The sequence below is a fragment of the Bradyrhizobium sp. USDA 4474 genome, assembly GCF_054057515.1.
Map to the genome: position 1 here is coordinate 1,845,076 of NZ_JBSRZJ010000002.1, position 13,916 is coordinate 1,858,991.

Annotated in this window: 10 protein-coding genes; 8 read left to right on the plus strand and 2 right to left on the minus strand. The window is 64.5% G+C overall.

Annotated elements, in window-relative coordinates; all coding sequences use genetic code 11:
* Nucleotides 1–35: 35 nt before the first annotated feature.
* From ACVW16_RS10570 to ACVW16_RS10600, 7 genes are all read left to right on the plus strand, one after another.
* Entirely contained in the window at nt 36–269 is a 234-nt protein-coding gene (locus ACVW16_RS10570; protein WP_456699177.1) for a hypothetical protein, read from the plus strand.
* A 69-nt stretch (nt 270–338) separates the two neighbouring features.
* On the plus strand, nt 339–3,188 hold the full coding sequence (locus ACVW16_RS10575; protein ID WP_456736081.1) for a bifunctional transaldolase/phosoglucose isomerase: 2,850 nt from the start codon (nt 339–341) through the stop codon (nt 3,186–3,188).
* 12 nt (nt 3,189–3,200) lie between these two features.
* On the plus strand, nt 3,201–4,199 hold the full coding sequence (gene gnd, locus ACVW16_RS10580) for a phosphogluconate dehydrogenase (NAD(+)-dependent, decarboxylating) (protein WP_456736082.1): 999 nt from the start codon (nt 3,201–3,203) through the stop codon (nt 4,197–4,199).
* 30 nt (nt 4,200–4,229) lie between these two features.
* Nucleotides 4,230–5,741, plus strand: a complete 1,512-nt coding sequence (gene zwf / locus ACVW16_RS10585; RefSeq protein ID WP_456736083.1) for a glucose-6-phosphate dehydrogenase — start codon at nt 4,230–4,232, stop codon at nt 5,739–5,741.
* Nucleotides 5,741–6,490, plus strand: a complete 750-nt coding sequence (gene pgl, locus ACVW16_RS10590; protein ID WP_456736084.1) for a 6-phosphogluconolactonase — start codon at nt 5,741–5,743, stop codon at nt 6,488–6,490. The genes zwf and pgl overlap by 1 nt, the downstream gene beginning before the upstream one ends.
* On the plus strand, nt 6,477–7,034 hold the full coding sequence (locus ACVW16_RS10595; RefSeq protein ID WP_456736085.1) for a gluconokinase: 558 nt from the start codon (nt 6,477–6,479) through the stop codon (nt 7,032–7,034). The genes pgl and ACVW16_RS10595 overlap by 14 nt, the downstream gene beginning before the upstream one ends.
* Nucleotides 7,031–7,843 (plus strand): HAD family hydrolase, encoded by an 813-nt coding sequence (locus ACVW16_RS10600; RefSeq protein WP_456736086.1) that lies wholly within the window; start codon nt 7,031–7,033, stop codon nt 7,841–7,843. Before ACVW16_RS10595 ends, ACVW16_RS10600 begins: the two co-directional genes overlap by 4 nt.
* A gap of 106 nt (nt 7,844–7,949) precedes the next feature.
* Here ACVW16_RS10600 and ACVW16_RS10605 read toward each other — a convergent pair whose 3' ends face one another.
* The gene (locus ACVW16_RS10605) at nt 7,950–9,752 is read right to left on the minus strand and encodes a glycoside hydrolase family 15 protein (protein ID WP_456736087.1); all 1,803 of its coding nucleotides are present in this window, start codon (nt 9,750–9,752) and stop codon (nt 7,950–7,952) included.
* 45 nt (nt 9,753–9,797) lie between these two features.
* Nucleotides 9,798–11,759, minus strand: a complete 1,962-nt coding sequence (gene malQ, locus ACVW16_RS10610; RefSeq protein WP_456736088.1) for a 4-alpha-glucanotransferase — start codon at nt 11,757–11,759, stop codon at nt 9,798–9,800.
* Nucleotides 11,760–11,963: 204 nt separating this feature from the next.
* Here malQ and ACVW16_RS10615 point away from each other — a divergent pair, with 204 nt between their 5' ends.
* Nucleotides 11,964–13,910 (plus strand): maltotransferase domain-containing protein, encoded by a 1,947-nt coding sequence (locus ACVW16_RS10615; protein ID WP_456736089.1) that lies wholly within the window; start codon nt 11,964–11,966, stop codon nt 13,908–13,910.
* The last annotated feature ends 6 nt before the right edge of the window (nt 13,911–13,916 follow it).

Here is a 13,916-nt window from a genome sequence, read left to right on the forward strand (position 1 = left end):
TATCGGCGACGGCAATACCATCAGGACAAGCATGTATGCTTTCCCCCAGCATGGCCATTCGCGACCGAGCCAATGACTATCGGCGCTATCCGCCGATGACACTCAGCGGCACGACAGATCAATCTCACGCAGCAATCCAGCCAGACCATCCGGCCAAATCTTTATTACGCAAAACGGCGACCGCCGCCTGGATCGCCATGATCGTGACGGAGTTACACCTGGAGTATGACGCCTGTACCCTTGATTGGTTCCCTCCCGGGAGCATGTGAGCTAAAGGATAGCGCGTCAGGACCGTCGCGGAAACCCCCTCCGCCCGCAGGCTTGGAGATAAGAGCATCATGAATCCCGTCAAAGAACTGGAAAAGCACGGACAAGCCGTCTGGCTGGACTTCCTCGCCCGCGGCTTCATCGGCAAGGGCGACCTGAAGCGGCTGATCGACTCCGACGGCGTCAAGGGCGTCACCTCCAATCCCGCGATTTTCGAGAAGGCGATCGGCAGCTCGGACGAGTACGACGCCTCGATCGGCAAAGCGCTGAAGCGGGGAGACCGGACCGTGGCCGACCTGTTCGAGGCGGTCGCGGTCGAGGACATCCAGAACGCCGCCGACGTGCTGCGCCCGGTCTATGACAGGCTCAAGGGCCATGACGGCTATGTCAGCCTCGAGGTCTCGCCCTATCTCGCAATGGACACATCCGGCACGGTGGCCGAGGCGCGGCGGCTCTGGAAGGACGTCGACCGCAAGAACCTGATGGTGAAAGTGCCGGCGACGCCTGAGGGGCTGCCGGCGATCGAAACGCTGATCGGCGAGGGCATCAGCATCAACATCACGCTGTTGTTCTCCAGAGCGGTCTACCTGAAGGTGGCCGAGGCCTATCTCGCGGGTCTCGAAAAATACGTTGCCGGCGGCGGCGACCCCTCCCATGTCGCGAGCGTGGCGAGCTTCTTCGTCAGCCGGATCGACTCCGTCGTCGACAAGCAGCTCGACGAGAAGATTGCCCGCGCCAACGACCCATCTGAAAAGGAGCGGCTCGCCGCCCTGAAGGGCAAGGTCGCGATCGCCAACGCCAAGGTCGCCTATCAGGACTACAAGCGGCTGTTCTCGGGTCCGCGCTGGGAGAAGCTCGCCGCCAGGGGCGCCAGGCCGCAGCGCATGCTGTGGGCCTCGACCGGCACCAAGAACAAGGATTACAGCGATGTCCTTTATGTCGAGGAGCTGATCGGGCCCGACACCATCAACACCGTGCCGCCGGCGACGCTCGATGCTTTCCGCGACCACGGCAAAGCGCGCGACAGCCTGGAAGAGAACGTCGATGACGCCCGCCGCGTGCTGGAAGAGCTGGAGCGCTCCGGCATCTCGCTCGACGCGATCACCGAGGAGCTCGTCAGGGACGGCGTCAAGCAGTTCGCGGATGCCGCCGACAAGCTCTACGGCGCAGTCGCCCACAAGCGCGCAACCGTGCTCGGGCCGGCAATCGACCGCCAGCAGCTCTCGCTGGGTGACAGCCTCGCCAACGCCGTGGCCAAGAGCACCGAAGAGTGGCGCGCCTCGGCCAAGATCCGCAGGCTGTGGCAGCGCGACAAGTCGGTCTGGACCGGGACGGACGAGGACAAATGGCTCGGCTGGCTCGACAGCGCGGCGAAGGCCGACGTCGCCGATTATGAGGACTATGCCAACCGCGTGAAGGGCCAGAAATTCTCCGACGCCGTCGTGCTGGGCATGGGCGGATCGAGCTTGGGTCCGGAGGTGCTGGCCGAGACCTTTGCGCGGAAGCCGGGCTTCCCGAAGCTGCACGTGCTTGACTCCACCGACCCGGCCGAGGTGCGGGCGATGGAGGCCAAGATCGACATCGCCAATACCGTCTTCATCGTCTCGAGCAAATCCGGCGGCACCACCGAGCCGAACGCGATGAAGGATTATTTCCACGAGCGGGTCGCGCGGGCGCTCGGCCCCAAGGCCAAGACCGGCTTCCGCTTCATCGCGGTGACCGATCCCGGCTCCTCGCTGGAAAAGGCCGCCAAGAAGCTGAATTACGCCCGCATCTTCCACGGCGAGCCGTCGATCGGCGGCCGCTATTCGGTGCTGTCGCCGTTCGGCCTTGTGCCGGCGGCCACGGCCGGCATCGACGTCAAGACCTTCCTCAAGCATGCCCTCTCGATGGCGCGCTCCTGCGGACCGGACGTGCCGCCAGCCGAGAATCCGGGCGTGCAGCTCGGCCTCGCCATGGGACTTGCCGGCCTCGAAGGCCGCGACAAGGTGACGATCCTGTCGTCGAAGAAGATCGCCGATTTCGGTGCCTGGGCCGAGCAGCTCATCGCGGAATCGACCGGCAAGGAAGGCAAGGGCCTGATCCCGATCGCCGGCGAGCCGCTCGGCGAGTCCTCTGTCTACGGCAACGACCGCTTCTTCATCGATATCCGTACCGAAGGAGAGACCGACGCGGCCCACGACTCGGCCCTGGCCGGAATCGAGGCCGCCGGCCATCCGGTCGTGCGCATCGTCATGAAGTCGATCGAGCATCTCGGCCAGGAATTTTTCCGCTTCGAGATGGCAACTGCCGTTGCAGGCGCGATCCTCGGCATCAACCCGTTCGACCAGCCGGACGTGGAAGCCGCCAAGATCAAGACCCGCGAACTGACGTCAGCCTATGAGAAGACCGGCGCGCTGCCGGCCGAAGAGCCTGTCGTCAGCACCAAGGAAGCCGATCTCTACACCGACGCCGCCAACGCCAAGGCGCTGCGCGCAGCCGGCGCCGATGGCGACCTCACCTCCTGGCTGAAGGCGCATCTGTCGCGTTCCAACCGCGGCGATTATGTCGCCCTGCTCGGCTACATCGAACGCGACAAGGCCAATGTCGACGCGCTTCAGGCCATGCGTCTGGAGGTGCGCGAGAAACGGCATGTCGCAACTTGCGCCGAATTCGGGCCGCGCTTCCTGCACTCCACCGGACAAGCCTACAAGGGCGGCCCCGACAGCGGCCTGTTCCTCCAGATCACCGCAGATGACGCCAAGGACCTGGCGGTGCCGGGCCAGAAGGCGAGCTTCGGCGTGATCAAGGCAGCGCAGGCGCGCGGCGACTTCGATGTGCTCACCGAGCGGGGCCGGCGCGCACTTCGGGTGCACCTGAAGGGTCCGCTCGAGAAAGGTCTCGCGGCGCTCAATGCGGCGCTCAACGACGCACTGAACTAAGGGAATATCTCAATGCAACTCGGCATGATCGGCCTCGGCCGGATGGGCGGCAACATCGTTCGCCGGCTGATGCGCCAGGGACATTCGACGGTGGTCTATGACAAGGACAGCAAGGCCGTCGCCGGTCTCGCTGCGGAGGGCGCGGCCGGTTCGGCAACGCTGGAAGAGTTCGTCTCGAAACTCGAGCGGCCGCGCACGGTCTGGGTGATGCTGCCTGCAGGCCGCATCACCGAGGAGACCATCGACACCATCGCAGGCGTGATGCAGGAGGGCGACGTCATCATCGACGGCGGCAACACCTTCTGGCAGGATGACGTCCGCCGCGGCAAGGCGCTGAAGGCGCGCGGCATCCACTATGTCGACGTCGGTACGTCGGGCGGCGTCTGGGGTCTCGAGCGCGGCTACTGCATGATGATCGGCGGCGAGAAGCAGGTGGTCGACCGGCTCGATCCGATCTTCGCAGCGCTTGCGCCCGGCGCCGGCGACATTCCGCGCACCAAGGGACGCGACGGCCGCGACGCCCGCATCGAGCAGGGCTACATCCATGCCGGCCCGGTCGGCGCGGGCCATTTCGTCAAGATGATCCACAACGGCATCGAATACGGCCTGATGCAGGCCTATGCCGAAGGCTTCGACATCCTCAAGAACGCCAATATCGACGCGTTGCCGGCCGATCATCGCTATGATTTCGACCTCGCCGACATCGCCGAAGTGTGGCGGCGAGGCTCAGTGATCCCGTCCTGGCTGCTCGACCTCACCTCGACCGCGCTCGCCGACAGCCCGCAGCTCGCAGAATATTCCGGCTTCGTGGAGGATTCGGGCGAGGGCCGCTGGACCGTGAATGCGGCGATCGACGAGGCCGTGCCGGCCGAAGTCCTGACTGCAGCGCTCTACACGCGTTTCCGTTCGCGTCGGGAACACACTTTCGCCGAAAAAATTCTCTCCGCGATGCGCGCGGGTTTCGGTGGACACAAGGAGCCGACGCAGCCCGATGCCTCGAAGATCAAATAAGAGACACCATCAAGCGAAGGCCGCTCGTTCGTGACAAAAGACCAGCAAGCCAAGCGCAAGCCGGAAAATTGCGCTTTCGTCATTTTCGGTGCCACCGGCGATCTCACACACCGTCTCGTGATCCCGTCGCTTTACAATCTTGCCGCCGAACATCTGCTGCCGGAGAAATTCTGCGTGGTCGGCGTTGGCCGCAGCGCCATGTCCGACGAGGAATTGCGCGAGAGCCTGTTGAAGGGACTGCGCGCGTTCGCGACCCGTCCGGTGGACGATGTCGTCGCCAGGAGACTGCTGGAGCGCGTGAGCTTCGTCGAGGCCGATGCAAAGGATCCGCCATCGTTCGACCGGCTGCGCGAGCACCTGGATGCGCTGGACTGCGCGCAGGACACCGGCGGTAACAGGCTGTTCTACCTCGCGACCCCCCCGGCTGCGTTCGCACCGACCGCGCGCGAGCTCGGCCGCACCGGCATGATGAAGGAGAACGGCACCTGGCGCCGGCTGGTGATCGAAAAGCCTTTCGGCACCGACCTCGCCTCGGCACGCGCGCTCAACGCCGAACTGCTGAAGATCATGGACGAGCACCAGATCTACCGGATCGATCATTATCTCGGCAAGGAGACCGTGCAGAACATCCTGGTGCTGCGCTTCGCCAACGGCATGTTCGAGCCGATCTGGAATCGCAACCATATCGACCACGTCCAGATCACGGTGGAGGAGAAGCTCGGCGTCGGCCATCGCGGCGGCTTCTACGACGCCACCGGCGCGCTCCGCGACATGGTGCCGAACCATCTGTTCCAGCTGATGTCGCTGGTGGCGATGGAGCCGCCGGCGCGCTTCGACGCGCATTCCGTGCGCTCCGAGAAGGCCGAGGTCCTCAGCGCGGTGCAGCAGCCGAACCAGGAAGAAGCGCTCAGGAGCTCGGTTCGTGCGCAGTATCTCGCAGGCCGCATCGGCGACGACCAGATCCCGGACTACCGGAAGACCTGCGACGTCAAGCCCGGCAGCACCACCGAGACCTTTGTCGCGCTGAAGCTGATGATCGACAATTGGCGCTGGGCCGGCGTGCCGTTCTATTTGCGCACCGGCAAGGCGCTGGCCCACAAGCGCACCGAGGTCGCGATCAAGTTCAAGCAAGCGCCGCTGTCGATGTTCTCAGGCACGGCGGTCGACCGTCTCTCGCAGAACTTCCTCACCATCGGCATCGCGCCGACCGAGACGATCGAGCTTCAGTTCAACGCCAAGATTCCGGGACCGAGCATCACGATCGACGGCGTCGAGATGAAATTCAAGTACGGCGACTATTTTCAGGCCGATCCGTCGACCGGCTACGAAACGCTGATCTATGACTGCATGATCGGCGACAACATCCTGTTCCAGCGTGCCGACGGCATCGAGGCCGGATGGCAGGCGGTGCAGCCGTTCCTCGATGCCTGGAAGAACGCCGGCACCAACGGTATCGAGACCTACGAGGCCGGCAGCGACGGTCCGGCCTGCGCCGACGAGTTGCTGCGACGCGACGGCCGCAGCTGGCGGAAGTTCACGTGATGGCGGCGGCCGGGAAGCCAAACCTGATCGTCGTCGCCGACGCCGAGGCCCTCGCGCAAGCCGCAGCCGAACGCGTGATGGCCCGGATATCAGCCAATCCCGGCCGCATTGCGATCTGCCTCACCGGCGGCTCCAGCCCGAAGAAGCTCTACCAGTTGCTGGGCAGTGATGCCTGGCGCGGCAGGATCCCTTGGGACCGCGTGCACTGGTTCATTGGCGACGAGCGTTTTGTCGCCGAGAGCGATCCCCTCAACAACATGGCGGCGGCTCGCGCCACGTTTCTGGATCGCAACGCGCCGTCTGACCTCATCCATCCGATCCCGACCGCGGCCGAGAGCCCCGAGGTTGGCGCCGAGGCCTATGCGCGCGAGTTGAAGGCCTTTTATGGGGCGGACCAGCTCGACCCGGCCCGACCGCTGTTTGACGTCGTCCTCATGGGCGCCGGACCCGACGGGCACACCGCCTCGCTCTTTCCCGGCTATCCCGCGGTCGAGGAGACCGCGCGCTGGGTCGTCGGCGTCCCCAAAGCCAATGTCGCGCCCTTCGTGCCGCGGATCTCGTTGACGCTGCCTGCATTGGCCGCCTGCCGTGAAATGCTGTTCGAGATTGCAGGCCATGACAAGCAGGCGATCTTGACGCGCCTGCTCAATGGCGAGAATCTGCCGGCTGTACGCGCGCGCTCGAATGGTGAGACCGTCTGGCTGGTCGACCAGGCCGCGCTTCCGGAGGGGATTCGTGGCGGGCGTTAAAGCACCTTGTGCGTTGATCGTGATGGGCGTGTCGGGTTCGGGCAAAAGTACAATTGCAGAGGCGCTCAGCGAGCGTCTCGGCTGGCGATTCGAGGATGGCGACAGCTTTCACCCCGTCAGCAACGTCGAGAAGATGAGAGCCGGCCATCCGCTGACCGACGAGGACCGCTGGCCCTGGCTCAACGCCATTGCCGACGAAGTCGCGCGGGTCTGCAGCAAGGGCGAGCACGTCATCATCGCCTGCTCGGCGCTCAAGCACAGCTATCGTGACGTGCTGCTGCGCGGCCGCGACGACGTCCGCTTCGTCTTCCTCAAGGGCACGCAGGAGCTGATCGCCGACCGGCTCGCGCACCGCAAGGGTCACTTCATGCCGCCCGGGCTTCTCGCCAGCCAGTTCAACACGCTGGAGCCCCCGGACGCGGACGAGCACGTCATCACGGCGTCGATCGACGAATCCGTCGAAGAGATCGTCGACGGCATCATGCGACAGCTGAAGATCGACGGCGCGACAGGCAAGGCCAAGGAAACCAAGGCTCAACCATGACGAAAATCTCTTTGGTCGTTTCCGACGTCGACGGCACGCTGCTGACCAAGGACAAGACATTGACGGACCGCGCGCGGTCCGCGGTGCAGCGGTTGCACCAGGCCGGGGTCGCCTTCACCATCACCTCCAGCCGGCCTGCGATCGGCATGCGCTTCCTGATCGAGCCACTGGCGCTGTGGCTGCCGGTCGGTCCGTTCAACGGCTCCTCGATCATCGATCCCGAGATGAATCCGGTCGAGCAGCATCTCATCCCGGCAAGCGCGGCCGAGACATCGCTGCAGATCCTGCGCGATTTCGGCGCCGATCTCTGGATCTTCACCGCGGACAAATGGCTGATCGACAATCCGAGCGGTAAATATGTCGCCCATGAGCAGCACACGATCCGCGCCGATCCGACCATCGTGACGGACTTTACGCCGTATCTTGCCGGCGCCTGCAAGATCGTCGGTGCCAGTGCCGATGCGGCAGGTCTCGAGCGTTGCGAAAAGGTGATGCAGGAAGCGCTCGGCAGTGAGGCGACCGCCGTCCGTTCGCAGACCTATTATCTCGACATCACCCCGCCCGGCTTCAACAAGGGCACCTTCGTGCAGGCCATGGCCAAGCGCCTGGGCATCTCCCTGGATGCGGTCGCCACCATCGGCGACATGCAGAACGACCTCGCCATGTTCCGCGTCAGCGGCGTCTCGATTGCAATGGGCAATGCCACCGACAACGTCAAGGACCAGGCCACAAACGTCACCGCGACCAACGAGCAGGACGGTTTTGCGGAGGCGATGGAGATGATCTTGAAGCGGAACGGGGCTGGTTGAGGCGAAATTGCATCGAGCGGGTCGATCGAGCCGCGGGCTCTCTTAACCTCTCCCGCTCGCGGGAGAAGGGGCGCACCACTTTCGTGGAAGCAACCAAATCGAACCTTTACTTCGATCGCTGCATCGCCGGCTTCGCGCTCGCGTGCCGCGCGGCGGACAGATTGTGCGCGGTGTTGATCAGCGCGATGTGGGTCAGCGCCTGCGGGAAATTGCCCGTCTGGCGACGCGCGATCGAATCATACTCCTCGGCCAACAATCCGACATCGTTGGCGAGCGCGGCCACGCGATCGAACAGCAGCTGCGCCTTGTCGGTGTCGCCGGCCAGCACATGGGCATCGGCAAGCCACAGGGTGCAGGCCAGGAACGCGCCCTCGATTGGCTGGGTCTCCCCGGACATCTCGCGCGGATCGTGTCGGAGCACGAAACCGTCGCGCATCATGTGCTTTTCAATGGCAGTGACGGTGCCGCGGATGCGCGGATCGTCTGCCGGCAGAAAGCCGACGCCCGAGAGCAGCAGCACGCTGGCATCGAGCATTTTCGAGCCGTAGCATTCGACGAAGGCGTTCTCCTCCGCGTCGAAACCCTTGTTGCAGACGTCGTGGTGAATGGCCTCGCGCAAGGTGCGCCAGTGCAGCAGCGGTGCCTTGAAGCCGAATGTCTCGGCGCTCTTGATGGCACGATCGAAGGCGACCCAGGTCATCACCTTGGAAAAGACGTAGTGCCTGGGCTGGCCGCGCCGCTCCCAGATGCCATGATCGGGCTGGTCCCAGACCTCGGCGAGATGCTGGAGCACCGCGCATTCCAGCGCCCAGGTCGCTTCATCATCGAGCTTGAGCTTGGCCATCCGCGACTGATGGAAGGCATCGATCAACTCGCCGTAGACGTCGAGCTGGAGCTGCGCATGGGCGGCATTGCCGACGCGCACCGGCTGCGCGCCCTCATAGCCGCCGAGCCAGCCCGCCTCCCATTCCAGGAGGCGCCGCTGGCCCCAGATGCCGTACATGATCTGCATGTTTTCGGGCGAGCCGGCCGCGGCGCGCAGGAGCCAGCTGTGCCAGGCCGAGGCCTCCTCAGTATATCCGGCGTTCATCAGCGCCAGCAGCGTGAAGGTGGCGTCGCGCAGCCAGCAGAAGCGATAGTCCCAATTCCTGGCGCCGCCGAGCTTTTCCGGCAGCGACGTGGTCGGCGCCGCGACGATGCCGCCGGTGGGGGCGAAGGTCAGAGCCTTCAACGTGATCAGCGAGCGCATGACGAGATTCTGGTAATCGCCCTCGCGATCACAGCGCTCACTCCACTGCTTCCAGAATTTCTCGGTCTCCCGGAGCGCGATCTCGGGGTCGATCGCCTGGGGCGGATCGAGATGCGATGGACCGTAGGTCAGCACGAACGGCACGGTCTCGCCGTTCCTGACCTCGAACTCCGCGACCGTGGTCAGATCCTCGCCGCGCGTCTCGACCGGCGTGCGCAGCACCGTCATGTCCTGGCCCGCGACCGCCAGCAGCGAGTGGTCGATCCGCCGCACCCAGGGAATGTTCACGCCGAAGCCGAAGCGGATCACCAGCTCCATCCGCATCTTCACCGTGCCCGTGACGCCGCGCACCAGCCGCACGATGTCGGAGGCCTTGCCGCGCGGCGGCATGAAGTCGACCAGCGACACGGTGCCGCCTTTGGTCTCCAAGCGTGTTTCCAGGATGAGGGTGTCGCCGAGATAACGGCGTGAGATCGTGGTGACGTCCTCGCTCGGCGCAATCAGCCAGCGGCCGTTCCCGGGCGTACCGAGGATGGCGGCAAAGCAGGCGTCGGAATCGAAGGCAGGCCAGCACAGCCAGTCGATCGAGCCGTTGCGCCCGACCAGCGCTGCGGTCTCGCAGTCGCCGATCAACGCATAGTCCTCGATCCTCTGTGACAATGTCGTGCGAGCCCTGGCTTTCCGAACCTTGGAAATCCCGCCGGATCAACTCCCGCCGGGCAGCGAACGTTCCCGCGTCGCCGCCTTCAAAGCCGCGAGATCGATCTTGGCGGCGATCTTGTCGAGCGCAACGGGCAAGCGCTGGCGCCAGTTCGGATGCTCGTCGATGGTGCCGGGAATATTGGGCTGGTCGATCACGCCGAGCAGGTCCTCCATCGACACCGCGAGCAGCCGCGACGGCGTGCGCGACAGGAAGGTGAGCACCGAGTAGAGATCGTTGGCGTTGATGCCGTTCTGGCGCAGGATCGCGTCGAGCCCGCCGAGCGCGTTCCAGCGCGCCTGATCGTCCTCGCCGGGATCGAGCCCGAGCGAGCGCTTCATCCTGAGATCGCTGAACGAGCGCCAGCCCGCATAGGTGCAGAGGTCATGTGTGTTCAGCGTGACCAGTGCGTTGGGCCGGTAATGGTCGATATTGCGGAAATGGCCGGCATCGTCGCGCTCGAACATCATGACGAGATAGGACCAGATGCCGAAATCCTGCATGGTCTCGCGGAAACCTTCCGGCACGGTGCCGAGGTCTTCGCCGATCACGATGCATTTATGGGTGACGCTCTCCCTGACCACCGCGGCCAGCAGCGCCTCGAGCGGCATCTGCACATAGGCGCCGTTGTCGGGCTTGAAGCCGCGCGGCACCAGGTACAGCCGCTTCAGTCCGAGTACGTGATCGAGCCTGATCGCGCCGGCATGCCGCATGGAGGCGGCCACCATGTCGGCGAACGGCACGAAGGATTGCGCCTCCAGGCCGCCGGCGTTGAATCCCGCGAGGCCCCAATCCTGCCCAACCGTGTTGAGCACGTCGGGCGGCGCGCCAACCGCGAGGTGACGCGAGATCGCGGTCTGCTCGTTCCAGGCATCGAAACCGTTCGACTGCACGCCGACGGCAACATCGAGATAGAGGCCGACGCGCATGCCCAGTTCCGCTGACAGATCCTTGGCGGCGCGCAGTTGTGCGTCGGCCGTCCATTGCACGAACTCGACGAATTCGACCTCGTGCTTGTCAGGGCCGTTGCGCAAGCCGGCGCATTTGGCATCATCGGGTTGCTGCCATTCCGGCGGCCATTCCCACCACGGCGCGGCGAAACGATGCCGCAGCACCTCGAAGCAGGCAAAGCGCGACAACAGCGGCGCACGCTCGGCGCGGAAGGCATCGAACTGGTTGCGGCGTACACCGCTCGCCGACTTCACGAAACTGTCAAAGGCCGCGCGCAGGCCCAGCCATTTCAGCGCCGCCATGTCGGCGTAAGGGACACGATCGCCTTCGCGCAGCCGCGCAGCGGTCGCGGCCGCGTTCGGAATGAGGTCCGGAGAAAATTCCGGGATGGCCTCGACATCGATATAAAGCGGATTGAGAAAAAGCCGGCTATTTGGCGAATAGGGACTGCAATCGGCCGGGTGATCGTCGAACAGCACATGCAGCGGATTGAGCCCGACGCCATCGGCACCCAGCTGTTTGGCGAGCCGGACGAGCCCCGCCAGATCGGTGAAATCGCCGATGCCCCAATTGCGGTCCGAACGGACGCTGTAGAGCTGCACGGCGAGCAACCAGCCGCGGTCGAAATCACCACCAAAGGCACGCTCCGGTGCCACGATCATCGGCACCTCTTCCGTCGCACCTGCCGCATCGGTCAGGGTCAGGCGGTGATAGCCGAGCGGCAGGCCGGCGGGCCAGGCGATCACGGGCTCGCGCGTCTCACCTTGTGCGATCAAATCGCCGTTGCCGGTGATCTTCCATTGCAGCGGCACCGCGCCGACGGAAGCGAGTTCGGTGCGCGGACTGCCCAGCGCGCGCACCACGACCGGCCCGCTGACGAAGCGGTAGACCCGCTTTTCCGGCAGGGCATCGAGGATGGATTTGAGCGCCTCGGGCGCGGTGACCCGCAGCTTTCCAAGGGCGTCGATGAATTCGGACTGAACGCCCTTGATCCGGGCTTGAGCTAAAAGATCCATTCGGCACGCAGCTTGCAGGCCATTGTCAGGCCGGGGTCATCGATTTTAATGAGGTCGTGGAAGAGGTTAGTCACGCTTAACTCGCAAACTGCGCCTGCTGTTCCCGAGGGAACCAATGCCACACAACCGGCTTTCTATACTGGTACCAAGCGTGGATCCCCGACAAGGGAAACGGGCTCCTGCTTTCTTGTCAATGGCATCACCGTGAACAAGACAATTCAAACTGTCGAGAGTGCCGCGGCCGGCAGCGCTTTCCTGATCGAAGACGTCTATCCCCTGATCGACGGCGGCCGCTTCGCCGTGAAGCGGATCGCGGGTGATCGGGTCGAGGTGTGGGCCGACATCTATCGCCACGGCGACGCCACGATCAGCGCCGCGTTGATCTGGCGCGGCGAGCAGGAGCGAGAATGGCGGCGAGAGAGCATGATCCATCATGGCGATGACCGCTGGTCCGGCGCATTTGTTCCGCCCGAGCCCGGCCTCTATGTCTATGCCATCGAAGCCTGGACCGACGAATTCGCCACCTGGCGGCACGGCGTCGAGCGCAAGCAGTTGTCAGGCAGCGACATCACGCTCGATGCGATCGAAGGCGCCGGCCTCCTGACCAAGGCGCAAGGAGCGCGGCAGGACGCGGCGGCTGTCATCCTCAGGCAATGCGAGGACTATCTCGGCAGCGGCGATGTCACGCCGCTGCTCGCCACCGAACTTGGCGAGGCCATGGCGGAAAGCCAGGCGCGGCCCGACCTCACGCGATCGCCGAACTTCCCGCTTGTCGTCGACCGTGACAGAGCGCGCTTCGGCGCCTGGTATCAGATGATGCCACGAAGTCAGAGCGCGGTCGCCGGCCAGCACGGCACGCTGCGCGACTGCATCGCGCGGGTGCCCGACATCGCGGCGATGGGCTTTGACGTGCTCTATTTCACGCCTGTCCACCCGATCGGCAAAACCCGGCGCAAGGGTCGCAACAATTCACCGGTCGCGAGCGACGGCGAGCCCGGCTCGCCCTACGCGATCGGCGCGGCCGAGGGCGGCCATGATGCGCTACATCCAGAACTCGGCACCATCGAGGATTTCCGCGCGCTGGTCGCGACCTGCCTGGAATATGGCCTCGAAATCGCGCTCGATTTCGCCGTGCAATGCTCACCGGATCATCCCTGGCTGACGCAGCATCCGGAATGGTTCAAATGGCGGCCGGACCGCTCGGTGCGGACGGCGGACGGTGCTTATTCGGATATCGTCATCCCCGATTTCGCCTCCGTCGACCGGGCTGGATTGTGGAACGCATTTCGCGACGCCATGCTGTTCTGGATCGACCACGGCGTGACCATCTTCGCGATCGATAATCACGACACCGCGCCACTACCGTTCTGGGAGTGGCTGATCCGCGACATTCGCTCGCGCCATCCCGAGGTGATCCTGTTCTCGAAGACGTTTGCGCGGCCGAAGCTGATGAGGGGCCTCGCCAAGCTCGGCTTCGCGCAGTCTTTCAGCTATTTCCCCTGGCGCACCGGGAAACGGGAGCTCGAGCAATATCTCGGCGAACTGACGCGATATCCGGAGCGGGACTTCGTTCGGCCGAACCTGTTCGTCAACACGCCGGATTTGCTGCCCTACCATCTCCAAGGCGGCGAAGCCTGGATGTTCAAGTCGCGCGTCGCGCTGGCGGCCACGCTGTCGGGCAATTATGGCCTGTACAGCGGCTTCGAGCTGCTCGAGCACGAAGCCATCCCCGGCCACGAAGAATATCAGGATTCCGAAAAGTACCAGATCCGCCAGCGCGACTGGGACAAGCCCGGCAACATCAAGGCCTACATCACCGCGCTCAACCGCATCCGTCACGACAACGCCGCGCTCCAGCAGACCACTGATCTGCGCTTCCTTGGCATCGAGGATGGCGAGACGATCGCTTTCGTGAAGGAAGCGACCGAGCCGGCCAACATCGTCGTCGTGGCCATCGCCCTCTCGCGCCCCGTGCGCGAAGTCTGGTTGTCGCTCGGCGAGCTCACCATCGACGTCGGCGGCGAACGCCGCCGCATCTCCGCACTCGAAAATCTCATGACAGGCGAACAGTCCCGCATCGAATGGGGCGGGATCAGGTTGCGTATCGATCCCGACTGCGATCCGGCACTGCTATTCCGCTGCCTGGCGTAAGGATCA